Origin of the sequence: Faecalibacillus intestinalis, from assembly GCF_015097455.1 — a bacterium.
Taxonomy (GTDB): domain Bacteria; phylum Bacillota_I; class Bacilli_A; order Erysipelotrichales; family Coprobacillaceae; genus Faecalibacillus; species Faecalibacillus intestinalis.
Map to the genome: position 1 here is coordinate 1,719,285 of NZ_AP024085.1, position 19,902 is coordinate 1,739,186.

General features: G+C 29.6%; 20 protein-coding genes and 1 riboswitch. Of the genes, 5 read left to right on the plus strand and 15 right to left on the minus strand.

The window, feature by feature from the left end; translation table 11 throughout:
- Positions 1-16 precede the first annotated feature (16 nt).
- A riboswitch (M-box (ykoK) riboswitch) is annotated at positions 17-180 on the minus strand.
- A 47-nt stretch (positions 181-227) separates the two neighbouring features.
- From Fi14EGH31_RS09335 to Fi14EGH31_RS09360, 6 genes are read right to left on the minus strand one after another with little or no spacing between them, the layout of a single operon-like run.
- A complete protein-coding gene (locus Fi14EGH31_RS09335; protein WP_200764729.1) occupies positions 228-386 on the minus strand; it encodes a hypothetical protein in 159 nt (52 codons plus the stop codon).
- 34 nt (positions 387-420) lie between these two features.
- Complete coding sequence (locus Fi14EGH31_RS09340) at positions 421-1,557, minus strand: D-alanyl-D-alanine carboxypeptidase family protein (protein WP_158569574.1); 1,137 nt, start codon at positions 1,555-1,557, stop codon at positions 421-423.
- A 53-nt stretch (positions 1,558-1,610) separates the two neighbouring features.
- Positions 1,611-1,814: a helix-turn-helix domain-containing protein gene (locus Fi14EGH31_RS09345; RefSeq protein WP_022002747.1), complete on the minus strand. Its 204-nt coding sequence runs from the start codon at positions 1,812-1,814 to the stop codon at positions 1,611-1,613.
- A gap of 36 nt (positions 1,815-1,850) precedes the next feature.
- A complete protein-coding gene (uvrC, locus tag Fi14EGH31_RS09350; RefSeq protein WP_032090380.1) occupies positions 1,851-3,614 on the minus strand; it encodes an excinuclease ABC subunit UvrC in 1,764 nt (587 codons plus the stop codon).
- The gene (locus tag Fi14EGH31_RS09355; RefSeq protein ID WP_118346631.1) at positions 3,614-5,917 is read right to left on the minus strand and encodes an endonuclease MutS2; all 2,304 of its coding nucleotides are present in this window, start codon (positions 5,915-5,917) and stop codon (positions 3,614-3,616) included. Before Fi14EGH31_RS09355 ends, uvrC begins: the two co-directional genes overlap by 1 nt.
- 2 nt (positions 5,918-5,919) lie before the next feature.
- Complete coding sequence (locus tag Fi14EGH31_RS09360) at positions 5,920-6,690, minus strand: CvpA family protein (RefSeq protein WP_022002750.1); 771 nt, start codon at positions 6,688-6,690, stop codon at positions 5,920-5,922.
- Positions 6,691-6,789: 99 nt separating this feature from the next.
- Here Fi14EGH31_RS09360 and rnhC point away from each other — a divergent pair, with 99 nt between their 5' ends.
- Positions 6,790-7,548: a ribonuclease HIII gene (gene rnhC, locus Fi14EGH31_RS09365; protein WP_022002751.1), complete on the plus strand. Its 759-nt coding sequence runs from the start codon at positions 6,790-6,792 to the stop codon at positions 7,546-7,548.
- Positions 7,549-7,574: 26 nt separating this feature from the next.
- Here rnhC and Fi14EGH31_RS09370 read toward each other — a convergent pair whose 3' ends face one another.
- From Fi14EGH31_RS09370 to lspA, 3 genes are read right to left on the minus strand one after another with little or no spacing between them, the layout of a single operon-like run.
- Positions 7,575-8,042, minus strand: a complete 468-nt coding sequence (locus Fi14EGH31_RS09370; RefSeq protein ID WP_022002752.1) for a deoxycytidylate deaminase — start codon at positions 8,040-8,042, stop codon at positions 7,575-7,577.
- A gap of 1 nt (position 8,043) precedes the next feature.
- Positions 8,044-8,949: an RluA family pseudouridine synthase gene (locus tag Fi14EGH31_RS09375; protein ID WP_117346745.1), complete on the minus strand. Its 906-nt coding sequence runs from the start codon at positions 8,947-8,949 to the stop codon at positions 8,044-8,046.
- On the minus strand, positions 8,924-9,424 hold the full coding sequence (gene lspA, locus Fi14EGH31_RS09380) for a signal peptidase II (RefSeq protein ID WP_107029019.1): 501 nt from the start codon (positions 9,422-9,424) through the stop codon (positions 8,924-8,926). Before lspA ends, Fi14EGH31_RS09375 begins: the two co-directional genes overlap by 26 nt.
- Positions 9,425-9,565: 141 nt before the next feature.
- On the opposite strand from lspA, the gene Fi14EGH31_RS09385 reads away from it, so the two are divergent.
- The 4 genes from Fi14EGH31_RS09385 (at position 9,566) to Fi14EGH31_RS09400 (ending at position 14,040) form a co-directional block, all read left to right on the plus strand.
- Positions 9,566-10,108 carry a DUF1836 domain-containing protein gene (locus Fi14EGH31_RS09385; protein WP_117346744.1) on the plus strand — a complete coding sequence of 181 codons (543 nt, stop codon included), beginning with the start codon at positions 9,566-9,568 and terminating at the stop codon, positions 10,106-10,108.
- An 86-nt stretch (positions 10,109-10,194) separates the two neighbouring features.
- Positions 10,195-11,082: a methylenetetrahydrofolate reductase [NAD(P)H] gene (gene metF / locus Fi14EGH31_RS09390; protein WP_200764730.1), complete on the plus strand. Its 888-nt coding sequence runs from the start codon at positions 10,195-10,197 to the stop codon at positions 11,080-11,082.
- Positions 11,063-11,710, plus strand: a complete 648-nt coding sequence (locus Fi14EGH31_RS09395; RefSeq protein ID WP_117787308.1) for a vitamin B12 dependent methionine synthase — start codon at positions 11,063-11,065, stop codon at positions 11,708-11,710. The genes metF and Fi14EGH31_RS09395 overlap by 20 nt, the downstream gene beginning before the upstream one ends.
- Positions 11,692-14,040, plus strand: a complete 2,349-nt coding sequence (locus tag Fi14EGH31_RS09400) for a homocysteine S-methyltransferase family protein (protein WP_200764731.1) — start codon at positions 11,692-11,694, stop codon at positions 14,038-14,040. Before Fi14EGH31_RS09395 ends, Fi14EGH31_RS09400 begins: the two co-directional genes overlap by 19 nt.
- Before the next feature lie 11 nt (positions 14,041-14,051).
- On the opposite strand, the gene Fi14EGH31_RS09405 is transcribed toward Fi14EGH31_RS09400, so the two are convergent.
- The 6 genes from Fi14EGH31_RS09405 to Fi14EGH31_RS09430 form a co-directional block, all read right to left on the minus strand.
- Complete coding sequence (locus Fi14EGH31_RS09405; protein WP_200764732.1) at positions 14,052-14,621, minus strand: 3'-5' exonuclease; 570 nt, start codon at positions 14,619-14,621, stop codon at positions 14,052-14,054.
- Position 14,622: 1 nt separating this feature from the next.
- The gene (gene pepD, locus Fi14EGH31_RS09410; protein WP_117346742.1) at positions 14,623-16,035 is read right to left on the minus strand and encodes a beta-Ala-His dipeptidase; all 1,413 of its coding nucleotides are present in this window, start codon (positions 16,033-16,035) and stop codon (positions 14,623-14,625) included.
- Between the two features lie 9 nt (positions 16,036-16,044).
- Positions 16,045-17,373, minus strand: coding sequence for an MATE family efflux transporter (locus Fi14EGH31_RS09415; RefSeq protein WP_117346741.1), 1,329 nt, complete (start codon positions 17,371-17,373; stop codon positions 16,045-16,047).
- 74 nt (positions 17,374-17,447) lie between these two features.
- Positions 17,448-17,732 (minus strand): ParB N-terminal domain-containing protein, encoded by a 285-nt coding sequence (locus Fi14EGH31_RS09420; RefSeq protein WP_117346740.1) that lies wholly within the window; start codon positions 17,730-17,732, stop codon positions 17,448-17,450.
- Positions 17,729-18,529, minus strand: a complete 801-nt coding sequence (locus Fi14EGH31_RS09425) for a Cof-type HAD-IIB family hydrolase (RefSeq protein ID WP_117346739.1) — start codon at positions 18,527-18,529, stop codon at positions 17,729-17,731. The genes Fi14EGH31_RS09420 and Fi14EGH31_RS09425 overlap by 4 nt, the downstream gene beginning before the upstream one ends.
- A complete protein-coding gene (locus Fi14EGH31_RS09430; RefSeq protein WP_200764733.1) occupies positions 18,522-19,895 on the minus strand; it encodes a UDP-N-acetylmuramoyl-L-alanyl-D-glutamate--2,6-diaminopimelate ligase in 1,374 nt (457 codons plus the stop codon). Before Fi14EGH31_RS09430 ends, Fi14EGH31_RS09425 begins: the two co-directional genes overlap by 8 nt.
- Positions 19,896-19,902: the final 7 nt, after the last annotated feature.

Genomic DNA, 19,902 nt, shown 5'->3' on the forward strand with positions numbered 1-19,902 from the left:
AGCGATGTTCTATTCTTCATTTCATCCGTTCAAGCTTTAGTATCACAGGGCATATCAATTACATTAAACAAAGCCTTTGCGACTTCATCTGCTAACCAGCGCATTGTGTCTCCACAATTTTGCGGCAGTAATCTTAGGATATCCAAATCCCTGCGGTAACCTCACCTACCGTTGTTTATTCAATTCATGTTTATTATATTTATTAAAATACACTTGTCAATAAAAATTTATCTTTCTCTTTTGATTTTAATACTTGCAGCAACAATAAGTCCTAATGCTAGAACAATAAAATCCATTTGCCTTTGTAAACCTATCCATTTACCTAGCCATATTGTTACTAATAAAAAACCTAATATTAGTACCAAATACCAACCCTTTTTATTCACAAGTATCACCTTAATTAGAATAACGATCTAATAATTATTGATTATTTAATTCTTCTAAGCATAAATTTTGATTATGCATCTTTTGTGCATTTTCTTTGCCAACATATCTAAAAATATTACAACTTTCTTTTTGTGTAATTGTTACTTTATCACTTGGATACCTTAAAACATATCCATATTCATAACTATGTTCTAAAAGCCATTGATAAACATCTGTTGAAACAAATTCAACATCTTTTATGCCATTTACTTTTAAAGAAACAGATGTTCCTAATTGAAATTCACTATATCCAGCTTGTGATGTATTTTCTTCTAAATTTAAAACATCATAGCTTTTATAAGCACTTGTCACTAAAAATCTTTTTTTAGTATTTTTATATAAATCATCATACATTTGTTTTAAAGCATTATAAGCTTCTTCATTTAAATACATGGAATAAGATAATCTTGAAATATTTTCAATCATTGTCATATGTTTAGATTCATAACCACCAATAAAAGTTGTATCATCAATTACTTGAGACATTGTATCTATTTTATATAGTCGAGAAGCATTCGCTTTTAATTCTGTATTCATCAAAATATAAAGACCTTGTGCATCATACGTACTTACCATTTCTTTAAAGAGCTTATATGTATCATCTTTTTCATTTTCCAAAGTATTTACATAATTATTTGTAAGTATAATATAACTATAATCATCATCACTATAAAGTGTCCTTAACAATTGATAATAATGCACATTATCAAAATCAAAATACGTACTTTTTTGATAAGCATAAAATAAATCATTTTTAATTAGTGTTTTAAAATATGTATCTGTTTGCGTTCCAAATTCTACTGTAAGACGATCAACAACACTATTGACATCATTAATTAAATTTTCTAATGAATCATATTTTTTAGCTTCTTTTAACTCATTATAATATTGATAATATTGTAAATGAAATTGATCATATGTAATATAATCAATAAACTCATCTACTGATATTCCATGATCAATTAAATAATCCTGTTCTTCTTTATCTAAATACTTTTCTATTAAAGATCGATTATCATTATCTATACCATTTACTCGATAAAAACGATCATATTTCATATTTAATGATGTAAAAGCAAATAGAAAACATAAGGTTGCTAGAACATAAAGATGCCAGCTTTTTAATTTCATCTTCATCACCATCCCTATTATATAGAATTATAGAAAAAAAATAAAGGAATTAGCTAAAGCTGTAATTCCTTTAACCTAATCAATTCAAATACTGCTTGTATACGCGATTTTACACCTAATTTTTGAATTACATTTGATATATGATTTCTCACCGTTTTTTCACTAATATTTAACTTTCTAGCAATATCTTTTGTAGAATAATTCTTGACTAATAAATGAAATATTTCTTTTTCTCTTGGGGTTAATATAATATTCATAGTCCACTTCCTTAATAGTAGTATATGAAAATTATATTATTTGGTGTTTTGTAAAACAGTAAATAAATTTTTTGCCACTTCTTTAGGTAAGACTTCTTCTAATTGTTCAAGCGTCGCTTCTTTTAATTTTTTAACAGAACCAAAATGTTTTAATAATTCTTTTTTACGTTTTGGTCCAATACCTTCAACATCATCTAAAATAGACTGAAATAAAGATTTAGAACGAACATTTTTATGAAATGAAATCGCATAACGATGGACTTCATCTTGCATACGTGTTAGTAAAAAGAAGAGTTCACTTTTTTTATCAATACTAATTTCATTAAAGTCACTATCAATTAAAACAGCAGTTGAATGATGATCATCTTTGGCTAGCCCACATACTTTAATACCAATATTTAAGCTATCAATGACTTCTTTTGCAACTTTAATCTGTCCTTTACCACCATCAACAATAATCAAGTCTGGTTTTTTTAATCCTTCTACAAGTACTCGATAATATCGACGATAAATAACTTCTTTCATACTACCGTAATCATCCGGTCCTTCAACTGTTTTGATTTTAAATTTCCGATAATCTTTTTTAGAAGGTACCCCATCAACAAAGCAAACCATTCCTGCAACCGCATAAGCTCCTTGGATATTAGAGTTATCAAACAATTCAATTCTTCTAGGAGTAATCATATTTAATTTTTCTCCCAATTGTTTAATAGCACCTACCGTTGCCTTTTGATTCTTTTCAATCAATAAAAATTTCTTTTCTAAAGCTTCTTTTGCATTATTTGTTGCCATTTCTACAAGTTTTGCTTTTTGACCTTTTTGAGGTTTAATGATCTTGCATTCAACTATTTCTTCTAACAAAGTTGTATCAATATCCTCTGGTAATAGAATCTCTTTAGGATATGTATTTTCTTGATAAAACCCAACAATAAATTGTGTAATTTGTTCATGGACATCTTGTAAAGGTACTAGATTTAAATCTCTTGCGAGTAATTTTCCATTTCTCATAAAGAAAAGTTGTAAAGAAAGATACCCTTTATCTTGATAATAGCCAAAAATATCTCGATCAATTTGATCTGCAAATTGAACATGTTGTTTACTTGTAACATGATTGATATGCTGGATCAAATCACGGTATTCTTTCGCAAGTTCAAAATTTAAACTTTCTGAAGCTTGCATCATTTTATTTTGTAAATCATCGATGATTTCTTTGGTATCTCCTTGAATAAACTGTGTAATTTGTTTGGTTATTTTTTTATATTCTTCTTCATCTACTTCATTGACACATGGCCCTAAACATTGATTCAATTGATAGTAAAGGCATGTTTTTTTAGGAATGTGATTACATTTTCTTAGAGGATACAGACGATTTAATAATTTAAATGTTTCTCTAGCTGCTGTACCATCTGGAAAAGGACCAAAGTGTTTATGTTTTTTATCTTTAGCGTTTCGAACGATTTTTAAACGTGGGTGTCTTTCTTTTGTTAATTGGATATATGGATAATATTTATTATCCATAAAACTAATATTGTATTTAGGTGCATAATCTTTAATTAGATTGATTTCTAATAAAAGGGCTTCCTTTTCACTATCTGTTACAATATATTCAAAATCAACAATTTCTTGAACAAGCTTTGTTGTTTTATAATTATGACTTCCTGCAAAATAAGAAGAAACCCTATTTTTTAATTTTTTTGCTTTCCCAACATAAATCACCGTACCATCTTTATCTTTCATTAAATAACAGCCTGGTTGCATTGGTAAAAGTGATAACTTATCTTTAATATATTGAAGATCCATTATTCAAAATATACCACTGTTGCACCTAATCCACCTTCATTTGGTCCACCATCTTGATAAGATTTTACATATTTATTTTTATCCAATAACTTTCGAACACCTTTTCTTAAAACACCTGTTCCCATTCCATGGATAATTCGTACTGTTGAATAATTTGATACAAGTGCTCCATCAATAAATTTATCTACTGCATTCATTGCTTCTTCATAACGCATACCAATAATATTAAGTTCATAACTTTGTTTATTAGCTCTTCGTAATGAACGGATATTAGATGTTTCTTTCTTTTCTGGTACTTTTTCATGCATGAATTGAACTTCTGTTTTTTTAGCATTCAATTTTAAACCACCCATTGAGATCGTCAACATTCCTTTTTTATTGATGTCAACAACTTCTCCTTGTCGATTGACAGATAATACTTTAACAATATCTCCTATTTTATAATCATGATTTTCATGATTTTCTACTTGTTTCTTTTGATGTTTTAAATCACCTAATTGTTTTTTAGCTTGAATAACTTGATGCGGCTTAATTTGTCCTTGTAATTCTTTTAAAATTGCATCTGCTTTATTTTGTGCTTCTTCAAGAATCTCATTCGCATCACTTTGAGCCTCTTCAATCATTTTTTCTTTTTTAGATTGATAATTATCAATCAATTGTTGATAATGCTTTTCTTTATCTGCTGTTTCTTTTTGTAATTTTTCAAGAGCTTCTTTTTCTTGTAAAACAGCTGATAATTCTGATTGTAATTTTTCTAATAACTTTTGTGATGTTGTCATACTTTCATCTTTGATGATGAAAGCATGTTGAATAATGTCTTGATTTAAACCTAAATGTTTTGAAATTTCAATAGCATAAGAATTTCCTACGCTACCATCTAATAAACGATAAGTAGGTTGCATTTTTTCTTGATCAAATTCAACCGAAGCAATCTTAATATAATCTGATTCTTTCGCAAATTCTTTTAATGCACTGTAGTGAGTAGAAGCTAAAATATAAGCACCTTTTTTATGTAAATAAGTTAAAATAGCTTCTGCTAAACTTTCACCTTCTTTAGGATCAGTTCCTGAACAAATTTCATCAATTATAACTAAACTATTTTTTGTCGCATGTTGCGTAATAAAAACCAATCTTTTCATATGCGATGAAAAAGTAGAAAGCGATTGTTCAATAGATTGTTCATCCCCCACATCTACAAAAACATCATCAAATAATGGAAGTTTTGCTTGAGTGACTGGAATTGGAAGTCCACAAATAGCCATTAAAGAAAGTAATCCCGCTGTTTTTAAAGCAACTGTCTTACCTCCTGTGTTACTTCCACTAATGAGTAAAATATCTTGTGGTTTCTTTAATACAATATCATTAGCAACAACTTCTTTTTGATCAATCAAAGGATGTCTTGCTTTAAGTAACTCAATTTCCTGACAATTTTCATCAATAACTGGCATCACCATATCTAACTTTTTGCCATATTCACTAATAGCAAAAACAGCATCCATTTCTATCATGATTTCTAAATCTTCATTTAAAACACGATCATAACTTCTTACCTTTTTTGTTAGTTCTAATAAAATACGATGAATTTCTAGTTGTTCATCTTGTTTAATTTGTGAAAGTTGATTGTTGTAAGAAACAATTTCTTCTGGTTCTACATATGTTGTTCTTCCTGAAGAAGAATGTCCATGATGAATTCCCTTGATTTGATTTTTATAAGAAACATTGACGGGTAAAACAAAATGATCATTTCTTGTTGAAATGACATCATGAGATAAATAATCTTTATTTTGTGCTCTTAATGCTTCAATTTTCTTTCTCATATTGGCTTCAATCGCTGAAATTTGTCTTCTTAAACGATAAAGCTCATGACTTGCATGATCATAAATATTTCCACTTGGATCGACGCATTTTAAAATTTCATTATATAAATCTTTAGGTAAATAAAGTAATGAAAGTATTTCAAGTAAATGACTTTGTTCAATTTCTTGATCCAAATAAGCTTGTACCTCTTGTACATTTTTTAATATTTGTACGATTTTTAATAAATCTTGAGGATAACAAACACCACCTTTTTGTGCTTTTTGAAGTATTTCTTTAATATCTTCATAAGGGGCTAAAGGAATACGTCCATAAGCATAGATGATTTTCATAGCACTTGATATATCATCTTGATAGAGTTTTAAATCATCTATATCTTGAAAAGGCTGTATTTGATCAATTCGCTTTTTAGCCATTTCACTAAAACAATAGTTTTTAATATAATCTTGAATAAATGAAAACTCCAATGTTCGATAACTCTTTTTCATTTCTAATGTCCTTTCGTTAAAAGATTGATATCAATATCATAATTTTGACATAAAGAAGATATTCTTTGATAATCTTCTTGATCTACTGTTTGTAAATCTATTTCACTATAATAGTTATAAATAAAATCTTTTATTGTTTCATCATCTAACCATTTATTTTGACTTGCTTCTTCTATAAAATTTGTCACCATAGATACTTGTTTTTCATCAGATAAAGAAACATCTAGATGTGTTAATTGATTTAAATCTTTAAAATCAGCAATAGATGAAAAATAATGAGGCATGGTATCAATTATAAAAGAGCCTATATACGTTTGTTCAATTGTTTCTTTTCCTTGATTGATAAAAGGAATAAAAATCATTGAAATAACAAAATATACAATAATGATTCCTTCAATAATTGATAAAATCAAACCTAATAAACGATCTAATAATTTTGTCATTTTTAAGAAAGAAACAATTTTCTTTAAAAACGGTTTTAATAAAACACCAATTCCTTTTAAAAGGAAATAGATAACAATAAATAAAATAACAGCAACTAACAATTGATTTACCTTTATACCAATTGGTTCTAATAAACCTTCTAATTGATAAAGTATAATCAATTTAGATAAAGGAAAAGAAAAATTAATTGTTAGAAAATAAGCTATAAAAAGACTAAAAAAGTCATAAAGTCGAATAATGAATCCTTTTAGATAACCAATAAATGTATATATAATAAGGAATAGACCTATAATTATATCGATTATGTAGGGATTATTTAATAAAGCCATAAACACCTCCTTGCAATTATTGTATCAAAACAAAAATATAGTGTCAAAATTTGAAAAATATGCTATAATTAGTATATATGGTAGGAGGAAAGAAATGACATGAATGTAGCAAATAATAACAAACCAATGAATATTATAGATATGCATGTTGAAAACTACGCCCCTTTAAGTGATGGTGGTCCATCAAACCAAGAAAAACAATATTATCCTTATTCTCACATTGGTTGTGATGAAACAGGATCGGGTGATTTTTTTGGACCATTATGTGTTGTTGCATGCTATATCGATGAACGCGATTATGATTGGTTAGCGAGCTTAAATGTTCGTGATCCTAAACTCATGACACCTCAAGAAGTTATTGAAATTGCTAGAGAGATCAAAGATCGACTTGTTTATAGTTTGTTGATTCTTGATAATTCTCACTACAATCAAATGGCAGTTGCTGGTAATAATCTAGCAAACATTAAAGCAAAACTTTATAATCAGGCCGTTACAAATGTAATGCAAAAAGTTGCAATGAAAGTTGATAAAAAAGTCGTAAATCAATTTGTTTCACCTAAAACGTATTATAATTATTTAAAGAGTGAAGTAATCGTTGTTAAGGATTTATCTTTTGAACAAAAAGGAGAAGAACAATACTTTGCAATTATGTGTTCGTCTATTCTTTCAAAATATGCCTTTTACCAATATTTTAATAACATGTCTAGAAGCTTGAAAGTAAAATTGCCTCGTGGTAATACAAGCTCAGTTGTCGATCATGTTGCTGTAAGTATTGCTAAAAAGTATGGTAAAAAAATGTTACTTAAAGTAACAAAAACTAATATGACTAATTATAAGCGTATTAAAGATGTAATTTAAGGTCTTCCAAAGAAGACCTTTTTATTTTATAAACTATTTAATTCAAATGCTGGAATTTTTGTGTATTTGACACCTGCGGCATCTAACATACGTTTTGCAGCGCGATCACTGTCTGTTCCATTATATTTATCATCTTCATAAATAATTTCTTTAATACCACTTTGAATAATGGCTTTCACACATTCATGACATGGAAATAAAGAAACATAGATCGTACATCCTTGTAAATGAGAAATACTATTTAAGATGGCATTCAATTCCGCATGAACAACGTAAGGATATTTTGTATCATACAAATCTCCTTCTCTTGCCGCCCATGGAAACTGATCATCTTCGCATCCCCATGGAAGTCCATTATATCCTACTCCTACGATCTTATTTTCTGGAGAAACAATACACGCTCCTACTTGTGTATTAGGATCTTTTGAACGATAAGCTGAAAGCTTAGCAACTCCCATAAAATATTGTTGCCAACTAATAATCTTTTTAGACATTTTATTCTCCTTTCAATTCATCAAGTTTTGCTTGAAAATAATCAGGTAAAGGACATTCAAACTCTAAATATTCACCTGTAGTAGGATGAATAAATCCTAATTTTTTAGCATGTAAGAATTGTCCATGACTCTGATTATCTTTTTTCTTTCCATACTTAGGATCTCCATAAACTGGATAACCAATATAAGACATATGCACCCTAATTTGATGCGTTCTTCCTGTTTCAAGTCGACATTCAATTAAAGACATATCATCATATCTTTCTAATACTGTAAAATTAGTAATTGCTTCTTTACTGTTGTTTTTTGTGACAGCCATTTTTTGACGATCATTGACATCTCTACCAATTGGCGCATTGACTTTACCATGAACATGTGGAATAACACCATGAACTAAAGCCACATAACGACGTGTAACACTATGTTCTTTTAACTGTTCACTCAATGATTTATGAGCTTTATCGTTTTTTGCTACCATTAATAAACCACTTGTTTCTTTATCTATACGATGAACAATACCAGGACGATTCACACCATTGATTCCTGATAAATCTTTACAATGATAAAGTAAAGCATTTACTAAAGTACCACTATAAATTCCCGCACTTGGATGAACGATCATCCCTGAAGGTTTATTGACAACGATGACATCTTGATCTTCATAAACGATATCTAAAGGAATATCTTCTGGTAAAACATCCATCTCCTTATTATCTGGAATCGTGATTTCAATAGCATCATTCATTTTAATTTTATAACTTGCTTTTTCAATTTTTCCATTTACAAGAACATGCCCTTCTTTAATATATTCTTGAATAAGTGTTCTTGATAAATCAGAAATTGAATTCATAATAAACTTATCTAAACGTACATTTTCTTCATTAATCTCTAATTTTCTTTTTTCCATTAATATAATCCTCAAATATAATCTCTAAAATAATCAATCCTACTCCTATTACTACTGCCATATCAGCAATATTAAAAATAGGAAAATCATAACCAAAAATAATAAAATCAATAAAATCTCTCACATATCCAAAATAAAGACGATCTGTTAGATTTCCAACAAGACCTGCAAAAGTTAAAACAATTCCATAACGTGTTAATCTTTGAGCTTTGGTTGTCTTACTAAAGTAATAAAACATAAAAATTGCTGCAGCAAGCGAAACAACTACAAACAAACTAATATGTCCTGATAACATTCCCCAAGCTGCTCCTTGATTATGCGAATATGTATAATAAAAGAAATTATCAATAATCGCTTGCGATTGCCCTAGCATCATCGAAGAAGACACTAATATTTTTGTAAGTTGATCTCCAATAACAATCACCAAAAAAGTAACAATATATAAAACCCAATTTTTCTTACTTATATTTTTCATCTAATCACCAAGGACATTATACAATAAAGCTTTTTAAAATCCTAGTATGACTTTTTTAAATATGTAGTATTTAAAACCATTTCAAATAGTTTATATTGCAAAAAAATATGATAATCTATAAAATAAATATGAGGTGAAATTATGAATAAAGAAACACTAGAAAATCTTGTTGAAAAAGAAAGTCAAAAAAGTTCTATTATGTCTAAAGATATTCCTGATTTAGATCTCTATATGGATCAAATTATGACTCTTTTTGAAATCCATCTAGCAAATCATAAAAAAAATGAAGATGATAAATTACTTACTAAAACCATGATCAATAATTATTCCAAAGCCAAAGTCATTACGCCTGTAAAAGGGAAAAAATACACTAAGGAACAAATCATTCAAATGTTGATCATCTATCAATTAAAAAATAATCTTTCGATTCAAGAAATCAAAGAACTCCTTACTCCTATTTATGAAAGTGATACATATTTATCTTTACTTTATGATCATTTCATAGATATCAAGCAAGTAATGAACCAACAACTTCAAAAACTCATTCAACAAATTCTTGAAGATTTTAGCTTACAAATCGAAAATCAAGAAGATTTCTTTTTACTTGTTGCCAGCCTTTCTTCTTTGAGCCATTCGCTTACCAATATTGCAGAAGCGCTTATTAATGAAAAGAAGTCGCAATAGTTTAAAACTATAGCCAACTTCTTTCATTTATTCATTTACTCTCTATTCTTTTCTCTATATAATAGTAAACAAAGTGAGGGAAATATATGAAAATTAACGAATTATTAAAGAAAAGACCAACATTATCTTTTGAGATTTTTCCACCAAAAAATAATGAAAATGATATCACATCTATTTATGCAACCATTGATGAACTAGCAAAAATGAATCCTGATTTCATTTCTGTCACTTATGGAGCTAATGGTTCTACATCTAAAAATACATGTAAGATTGCCTCAACCATTAAAAATAAATATGGTATTGAATCTGTAGCTCATTTAACGTGTATGAATAATACAAAAGATGAAATCAAAGAAATTCTAGAAGAACTTAAAAAAAATGGTATCGAAAATGTCCTTTCTTTACGTGGCGACTATCCTAAAGATAGTGATGGTATTAATCATGGTGATTTTAAATATGCTAGTGAATTAAATGAATTCATTGAAGAAAACTTTCCTAATGATTTTTGTTTATCTGGTGGATGTTATCCAGAAACACATTATGAAGCTAAAAACTTTGAAGAAGATCTTTTAAACCTAAAGAAAAAAGTCGATGCTGGAGCTAAATATCTTGTTACTCAAATTTTTTATGACAATCAATATTATTATCGTCTAGTCAGAGAAGCAAGAAAAATTGGAATTCATGTCCCTATTCTTGCAGGAATTATGCCTGCTCATAATCCAAAACAGTTAAAAAATATCGCAAAAATGTCAAATTGTTCTGTTCCGTTTGATTTAGCAGCGATGATTGATCGTTTTGCTGGAAATCCTAAAGCAGGAAGGGAAGTTGGTTTACACTATGCAACTTATCAAATCATCGATTTAATGACTCATGGTGTAGATGGAATACATATTTATACAATGAATAAACCAGAGATTGCAAAAGAAATTTTAAAAAGAACAGAATATATTCGTGATGAATTTTTCAAAGATTAAAGAAAACGCTTTAAAGTATTTAGGATATCATCATCAAATACTTGATGAAAAAATGAATGTTTTGATTGATGAATGCATAGAGGAAATTGAAAAAATGAGTTCTTTTAGAGTAACTTATCGTAAATTTCCTCTTTCTTTTCATCCTTTAAGAATTGATGAAATTTCTTTAAATCTCGATTATCCAGACTTGAATGATTTATTTCAAAATTGTCATGATGTTGTTATTATTGGCTGTACTTTAGGATTACAGGTAGAAAAAAGATCTCATTATTACAGTCATATTGACATGACCAAAGCGACGATTTTTGATGCTGTCGCAAGTAGTTTTTTAGAAGTGAAATGTGATGAATATGAAAATGAACAACTGATTGGTAAAAGAACGTTTCGTTTTTGTCCTGGTTATGGTCATGTCCCTATTGAACTCAATAAAGAGCTTGCTTTCATTATCGAAAGTTCTAAAAAAATTGGTTTGACTGTTCAAGAAAGTAATATTTTATTACCACAAAAATCAATGATTGGTTTGATTGGTTTAGGTGATAACAGAAAAGAAAAAACATGTCAGAATTGTTTACATATAAAAGATTGTAATTTTAGAAAGAGAGGTCAAACATGTTACGCGAAAGATTAAATAAAGATCTTCTTATTTTTGATGGTGGTTTTGGTTCTCAACTTCAAGAACTAGGAATGAAGGCTGGAGAAATTCCAGAATATTATAATATTGAACATCCTAAAATAATTATTGATATCCATCATCGTTATTTAAAAGCAGGAGCTGATTTTATTACAACCAATACATTTGGCGCAAATCCTCTTAAATTAGAACAACATAAATATAGCTATCAAGAAGTGATTTTAGCAGCTATCCAAAATGCAAAAGAAGCTAAAAAAATCAAACCTGATGCTTATATTGCTTTAGATATTGGACCTATTGGTAAACTTATGGAACCGATGGGAACTTTAACTTTTGACGAAGTTTATCAAAGCGTTAAGCAAATGGTAGAACTTGTAAAAGAGGATATTGATGTTGTTTTATTTGAAACAATGACAGATATTTATGAATTAAAAGCGAGTATTTTAGCTGTCAAAGAGTGTAGTGATCTTCCTGTTTTTGCAACAATGACCTTTGAAACAAATGGTCGTAGTTTATCAGGCTGTGATCCTCTTACAATGGTCAATGTCTTAGAAGGATTAAAAGTGGACGCTTTAGGAATTAACTGTTCTTTAGGACCAAATGAAATGGCTCCTATTATTGAAAATATTTTAGAAAGTACCTCTTTCCCTGTGATGATTCAACCAAATGCGGGTCTCCCTCTTTTAGAAGACGGACAAACCGTTTATCCAATGAAAGTAGATGAATTTATTGAGGCAATCGTTCCTCTTGTCAAAAAAGGAATCGCTATCGTTGGTGGATGTTGTGGAACAACCCCTGAATTTATTCAAAAATTAAAAGAAAACTGCCCAACAACAGTGACTCCAAGAGAAGTTTCTTCGTTGACACGTGTCTCTTCAGGAACAACAACTGTTGAATTTGGAAAACATGTTGTTGTTTGTGGAGAAAGATTAAACCCAACAGGAAAGAAAAAATTAAAAGCTGCTTTAAAAGAAGAACGTTACGATGAACTTGTTGTAGAAGCCATCAAACAAGAACAAGCAGGAGCTCATGTTTTAGATGTCAATGTCGGTTTACCTGGTATTGATGAACCAAAAGTGATGAAGCATGTTATTAAATTATTACAAGAAGTTATTCAACTTCCTTTACAAATTGATAGTTCTAATTTCCAAGCAATTGAAGAAGCATGTCGTTATTATAATGGAAAACCACTTATTAACTCTGTCAACGGGAAAGATGAAACCATGGAAGCCGTCTTCCCTGTTGTAAAAAAATATGGTGGTGTTGTCATTGGCTTAGCCTTAGATGAAAATGGCATTCCTCCAAAGGCTAAGCAAAGATTTGAAATCGCTAAAAAGATCATTAACAAAGCAAAAGAATATGGCATTGACAAAAAAGATATCATTATTGACTGTCTTGTTTTAACCGCTTCTGCTCAACAAAAAGAAGTCATGGAAACAATCAAAGCTGTTTCTATGGTTAAAACATTGGGTGTCCATACTGTTTTAGGAGTAAGTAACGTTTCTTTTGGGTTACCAAATCGTCCTTTACTTAATAAAACATTCTTAGCAATGGCAATGTCGGCAGGACTTGATTTACCAATTATCAACCCATTAGATCAAGAACTGATGAATACAATCGATGCCTTCAATGTACTTTATAATTATGACCAAGATGCTACAAATTACATTCAAAAACAAGCACAAAGCCAAGTCGTTTTACCAAAACAAACAACATCCTTTTCTTTAAATGATGTTGTCTTACACGGTTTAAAAGATGAAGTCAAAAAAGCAACAGAAACAGCCTTAGAAAGTCAAGATGGACTAACAATCGTCAATGACATTTTAATTCCTGCTCTTGACCAAATTGGGAAGGATTATGAAACTGGTAAAATCTTTTTACCTCAATTGATCCAATCAGCAGAAGCTAGTAAAATTGCTTTTGATGTTATCAAACAAACATTTAAAACAACGAAATCTTCTAAAGGCCCTGTTTTAATTGCAACTGTCCATGGAGATATTCATGATATTGGAAAAAATATTGTAAAAGTTGTTTTAGAAAGTTATGGCTATCAAGTTATTGATTTAGGAAAAGATGTGCCTGCAGAAGTCATTTTAGAATCCTATCGTAAGCATCATCCTAAAGCTATTGGTCTTTCAGCCTTAATGACAACAACGGTTGTTTCAATGGAAGAAACAATTGCTTTATTAAAACAAGAAGAAAATATGTGTCCAATTTTTGTCGGCGGTGCTGTATTAACAGAAGATATCGCTCAAGATATCCAAGCAGATTACTATACAAAAGATGCCATGGCTGCCGTCAATTTACTCAATGAAATTGTACATTAAAAGGAAGTTTATTAAAAACTTCCTTTTACTATATGACTTAATATTTGTCCACAAACATAAGCATCATCATAAGCACGATGCGCATTTTCATTTTTGATATGTAAATAATGAGCAATCGTTCCTTGTTTATAATTATAAGGTCCATGAATATACTTTCTTGACAATTGTAAGGTATCTACGTAACAGATTTTTCCTGTTAATTGAAGTCGATCAAATGTTTCCTTTAAAAACGACATATCAAATTTCGCATTATGCGCACAAACAATCACTTTGCCTTCAAGAGCCACTTTCATAAACTCTTGGAACATCTCGTATGCTTTTTCTTCTCGTGGTTGATTTTCTAACATCTCATTGGTAATATGTGTCAAATTAGAAATAAACTCAGAGACTTCTACTTCAGCATTGACAAGTGTATTAAATTTTTGAACAGCTTGTCCATTTTCAAAAAGAACAGCTCCTAATTCAATAATTCTTTCCTCTTTTGGATTCAAACCTGTTGTTTCTACGTCAAAAGCAATAAATCTTTTTTCTAATTGATTTTTGATGTCTTGATCATATTTTACTTTAATAAGTTCTAACATCTTATAATCTCTCTAAAAAATGAATTAATCTTTGATAACATTTATAAAATGAATTCATATTTAATCTTTCATCAGGAGTATGAATATCAAACATATCTGGCCCTAAAGTAATAATATCTAAATCTTGAAGTGCCCCTTTGAAAATACCTGTTTCAAGACCACTATGTGTCCCTTCTTCTTTTAAAGTGATTCCTTCTGTTTCTTTTACAAAATCAACATATTGTTTTCTAAGTTTTGAACCTTCATCGTAATTCCATCCTGGATAGTTATTATCTAAAACATATTTTGCCTTAAACATTGATGCAATTAAACTCAATTTGTTTGATAATTCATCTTTAGCCGATTCCATTGGAGAACGAATTGAAAAATAAATATTGAATTTTTCATTCATTTCCACTACACCCATATTTAAAGAAATATTGGTAAGATCCATTTTTAAAGATTTATGCATAAAGCCATTAGGCATTAAATACATCATTGAAATAATATCTTGGCTTTCTTTAACTGAAATCACTTCATTTAAAGAATCTACTTTTTCTAAACGAACAAATACATGTTCATCACTTTCTTTTAATTCTTCTTTTAAATCATTTTCTACTTTTAAAACAACTTCTTTGATTTTTTTAAAATCATCATTTGAAGCAAAGACACTGACACATTCTCTAGGAATCGCATTATCTTTTAAACCACCTTTAAAACTTCCTAATAAAAATTCAATGTTATTTAAAGAAAGATGATAATAGACACGTGTCATAATCACATTAGCGTTTCCTCTTTCTAAATGAATAACGCCTCCTGAATGTCCACCTTGTAAGCCACCCACATAAAGTTGATAACAAGGTGATTCATTTTTTAGATAAGAAAGTTCTTTTTCAACAACAGCTCTTCTTCCTCCAGAACAGCTTACAGTAATAATTTTTTCTTTCCCTCTATCAAGTCCAATCATCTTTTTCGCTTTTAAAATACTTTTATCAAGACCCATTGCTCCATTAAGTCCTACTTCTTCTTGAACAGTAAAAACACATTCTAAAGCTGGATGTTTTAAGCTTTCATCATCTAATAAAGCAAGCATATAACAAACACCAACACCATCATCCGCTCCTAATGTTGTTTTATTGGCATGTAAAAAACCATCTTCTTCAATAAGTTCAATAGGATCTTTTGAAAAATCATGATCACTATCATTATTTTTTTCGCAGACCATATCCATATGTCCTTCTAACATGACTGTTTCATGATCTTCATAGCCTTTTGTTGCTTCTTTAAAAAGCATGATATTATGCATTTTATCTCTTACATATTTTATATTTCTTTCTTTAGCAAAGTTTTCCACATAATCACAAATTGCTTTTTCATTGTAAGATCCTCTTGGAATCTTTGAAATTTCTCTAAAATAATATTCTACTTTTTCCATATAATTCTCCTATACTAACGTTCTATTCATCCATTTATTGGATTTATATCTAATCATAAAACAAATTGACCTAAAAATCCAGTCAACAATCATAGCCCACCAAACACCAATGACACCCATGCGTAAATACAAAGCAAAAACATAGCTTAAAGCAAAACGGAAAGTCCACATTGAAAATGTAGAAACGATCATTGTAAAAGTTGCATCATTGGCTGCACGTAAGGCATTTGGAAAAGAAAATGCCATTGGCCAAACAAAGAAATCAAAAACACAATGAAGTGAAACCATTGAAACCGCCAAATTAGCAGTATCTTGTGGTAAAGCATAAAATCTTAAAATATATCTAACCCCAACAAGTAAAATACCAGCTGCTACAATTGTTGATAAATAAGCAATAATCATCAGTTTCTTTGTATAATATTTAGCTTGCTGATAATCATTAGCTCCAATACATTGGCCTACAACTGTTAAAATAGCAAGTCCTAAAGCCATTCCTGGAACAACGGCAATGGATGTTAAACTAAAGGCAACAGCATGGGCTGCAATGGCAGCTGTTCCAAAAGTTGAAACAAGTCTTTGCACAAGGATTTTCCCCATTTGAAACATTCCATTTTCTAAACCATTTGGAATACCAATTTTTAAGATTCTTTTGACAGTTGAAAAATCAAACTTATATTTTAAATACGTATCTATATGTACAATATGTTCTTTATTTAATAACATATATAAAATAATAAAAGAACAGAACATTCTTGAAAGTAAAGTAGCAATTGCTGCTCCTTTGACTGACATATTTAAAATAAAAATAAAGAGGTAGTTCAAAACGATATTTCCAATATTCATATAAAATGAATTTGTCATAGCCACTTTACTATTTCCCATTGATCTAAATAAAGCAGCCCCACCGTTAAATAAACCAATAAAAGGATAAGATAAGGCTGAAAAGAAAAAATAAGTTCTTGCATAAGCCATCACATCACTTTCAATATGTCCAAAAATCAAATTCAATAAATTCCCATTGAAAATCATACATAAAACCATAATAACAAGTGATAAACCTAAGATGGTAAATAAGAGCTGTTTAGCACTATGGCAAGCCATCTCTTCATCTTTTTTACCAATATATTGCGAACAAACAACAGCTCCTCCTGTAGCTAGTGCCGAAAAGATATTGATAATCAACACATTTAACCCATCGACAATACTCACTCCTGAAACCGCACTTTGCCCGCATTGGGAAACCATCATCGTATCAAAAATCCCAATTGTCAATGCTAATACCTGTTCAATAATTAAAGGTATTATCAATTTTTTTAAATCTCTATTACTAAATAACAAAATAATCACTTCCTCGCATCTATTATATACCTCTTATTTATTCTCGTTTTATGCTTTCAAAAAATGAAAAAGATCTAATGCATGTTGCGATCACGCCAACAATCATTAGATCTAGAACTCCCATCATTATAAATAATATAGGGAACATCCCTTCTTTTTTCATAACCTTCTTCATTTTTTAATAAATCTTGAATAATAGAAAGACGTTTATGTCCATCTTTACAATAATATTTACCATTAATAATATTCACTTTAATAGGAAAAGAAAGTCCTATTCTTTTTATGGAATCATACATTGATTGAGGATAAGGACAATACTCAAAATTTATTTCTTGAAAATTTATTTTTCTAATTCTCATTTGATTTTAAATTCCTTTTCAAAAAAATCAGCAATACCATCTTCATCTACTGTTAAAGTCACAGTAGATGCATGTTTTTTAACTTCAACATCCGCATTACCCATCGCAATAGAAGTTCCTACAAGATGCAACATTTCAATATCATTTTCTCCATCACCAAAAGCATACGTATTTTCTTTAGGAATATTTAATTTTTGATATAAATATTCACACGCTATTCCTTTTGTGTAACCTTGAGGATGGACATCCATACGAATATGTCCTGTATCATAAGCATTGATAGACCATTCTTTTGGTAACATATCTAAGGCTTCATGTAAGTCTTTTGCATTATAGAAAAGAGCGGTTACTGTATTAGCTTTAACATTTTGAAAGCGCCAGTTATCATCATAATCATCAGGAAGCTTATCTGTTCCTGTATAAAGTCTTAAATGTTTTTTGATAAGTTCCCCATTCATGTCACTGAAATAACTTTGATTCCTTTCACTGATTATATATTGTCCATTTGTTGCTTCATAAATACTATTTTGTAAGTTTAAATCTTTCACACTAAAAACATTATTTAATAAAACTTCTTGATGGAATTCAATATAGCCTCCATCACAACCAATAAAGCCATCAAAAGGAATTTCGTCTAAACATTCTGGTTTAACGCCACGAGCACTTGCTACAACAATATAATTTCCTTGTTTTTGAAATTCTTTTAAAGCACGTATCGTCTTATCTGTCGGTTTTAATAATTGATGAGGTACATTAATCATGGTTCCATCCACATCAAAAAATGCAATTTTAGTCATGTATATGCTCCCTTATATATTTTTCTACTTCTTCTTGATCAGAAAAATGAATCTTTTCTGTTCCAATAATTTGATAATCTTCATGACCTTTTCCTAAAATCATTAAGATATCATTTTCTTTTAATAAACTCATTCCTTTAGCAATGGCGAGATGACGATCATTGATGACTTCATAATCACCACTAACCCCTTTTAAAATATCATTAATGATTTTTTGAGGATCTTCTGTTCGTGGATTATCATCCGTAATAATGACATGATCGCTATGTTTGCAGGCAATTTCCCCCATGATTGGTCGTTTGGTCGTATCACGATCTCCCCCACAACCAATAATCGTAATAATTTTTCCTTTTTTAAATTCTTGAGCACTTTCTAAAACATTCAAAGTGGCATCAGGGGTATGGGCATAATCTACAAAGATACCATTTGTATCATAAACGATTAACTCCATTCTTCCTTTAGGTGCTTTAAGTTTTGTATTTAAGGCTAAAATAGCATCAATTTCATATCCTAATTCATGAATTAAAAGCATCGCTGTAAGATAGTTATAAACATTGTATCTTCCTACCATTTGAATATGTGTTTGATATTCTTTTTCTTGATATTTAAAGGTAAAGGTTGTCCCTAAGTGAGAAAATTCAATATTTTGAATGAGAATATCACCTTTTTGATCAGAAATCAAAAGATTATGATTACCTTCTAATTCAAAATGTGAAGCATGTGGATCATCACCATTTATGACAGCAATTTTCTTTCCTCTTGTCTTTTTAAATAAGAGTTGTTTAGCATTCGCATAGTTTTCTAATGTTTTATGAAAATCTAAATGGTCTTGTGTTAAGTTTGTAAAAGCCACTTCATCAAATTCTAAGCCATGAATACGATCTTTCGCAAGCGCATGTGAAGAAACCTCCATCACAAGTACTTTACACCCCGCATCTTTTGCTTTAATAAAATAATCATAAAGTACATCTACATCAGGTGTGGTATTAACCATTTTAATAAAGTTCCCACAATAATAAAAACCAATTGTTCCCATATAAGCACAAGGAATATCAAGCATCGTCATCATTTGATACATCATATAACCAATTGTTGTTTTCCCATTTGTACCTGTAACCCCTATTAATTTCATATCTTTGAAATAAGGATAATAATGTTCATACAAATAATCTTTTAAATATGCTCTTGTATCTTCAACAACAACAGTTTCAACATCATAATTTCCTTCTTCAACAATTACTTTTGTTGCCCCATTTTTAATAGCTTGAGGAATATAATCATGTCCATCGCGATTAACATTTCTAATCGCAATAAAAGTATCTCCTGGTTTTACTTTACGTGAATCTGTTTTTAAATCTATTTCCATAGTAATC

Excerpts from the sequence above, each read along its gene's own strand:
- Fi14EGH31_RS09430 (WP_200764733.1), bottom strand. The coding sequence starts at position 19,895 with ATGGAAATAGATTTAAAAACAGATTCACGTAAAGTAAAACCAGGAGAT.
- Fi14EGH31_RS09405 (WP_200764732.1), bottom strand. The coding sequence starts at position 14,621 with ATGTTAGAACTTATTAAAGTAAAATATGATCAAGACATCAAAAATCAA.
- Fi14EGH31_RS09425 (WP_117346739.1), bottom strand. The coding sequence starts at position 18,529 with ATGACTAAAATTGCATTTTTTGATGTGGATGGAACCATGATTAATGTA.
- Fi14EGH31_RS09420 (WP_117346740.1), bottom strand. The coding sequence starts at position 17,732 with ATGAGAATTAGAAAAATAAATTTTCAAGAAATAAATTTTGAGTATTGT.
- Fi14EGH31_RS09360 (WP_022002750.1), bottom strand. The coding sequence starts at position 6,690 with ATGGCTTTATTAAATAATCCCTACATAATCGATATAATTATAGGTCTA.
- uvrC (WP_032090380.1), bottom strand. The coding sequence starts at position 3,614 with ATGGATCTTCAATATATTAAAGATAAGTTATCACTTTTACCAATGCAA.
- lspA (WP_107029019.1), bottom strand. The coding sequence starts at position 9,424 with ATGAAAAATATAAGTAAGAAAAATTGGGTTTTATATATTGTTACTTTT.
- metF (WP_200764730.1), top strand. The coding sequence starts at position 10,195 with ATGAAAATTAACGAATTATTAAAGAAAAGACCAACATTATCTTTTGAG.
- Fi14EGH31_RS09400 (WP_200764731.1), top strand. The coding sequence starts at position 11,692 with ATGTTACGCGAAAGATTAAATAAAGATCTTCTTATTTTTGATGGTGGT.
- pepD (WP_117346742.1), bottom strand. The coding sequence starts at position 16,035 with ATGGAAAAAGTAGAATATTATTTTAGAGAAATTTCAAAGATTCCAAGA.
- Fi14EGH31_RS09345 (WP_022002747.1), bottom strand. The coding sequence starts at position 1,814 with ATGAATATTATATTAACCCCAAGAGAAAAAGAAATATTTCATTTATTA.
- rnhC (WP_022002751.1), top strand. The coding sequence starts at position 6,790 with ATGAATGTAGCAAATAATAACAAACCAATGAATATTATAGATATGCAT.
- Fi14EGH31_RS09340 (WP_158569574.1), bottom strand. The coding sequence starts at position 1,557 with ATGAAATTAAAAAGCTGGCATCTTTATGTTCTAGCAACCTTATGTTTT.
- Fi14EGH31_RS09385 (WP_117346744.1), top strand. The coding sequence starts at position 9,566 with ATGAATAAAGAAACACTAGAAAATCTTGTTGAAAAAGAAAGTCAAAAA.
- Fi14EGH31_RS09395 (WP_117787308.1), top strand. The coding sequence starts at position 11,063 with ATGAATTTTTCAAAGATTAAAGAAAACGCTTTAAAGTATTTAGGATAT.
- Fi14EGH31_RS09355 (WP_118346631.1), bottom strand. The coding sequence starts at position 5,917 with ATGAAAAAGAGTTATCGAACATTGGAGTTTTCATTTATTCAAGATTAT.
- Fi14EGH31_RS09370 (WP_022002752.1), bottom strand. The coding sequence starts at position 8,042 with ATGTCTAAAAAGATTATTAGTTGGCAACAATATTTTATGGGAGTTGCT.
- Fi14EGH31_RS09375 (WP_117346745.1), bottom strand. The coding sequence starts at position 8,949 with ATGGAAAAAAGAAAATTAGAGATTAATGAAGAAAATGTACGTTTAGAT.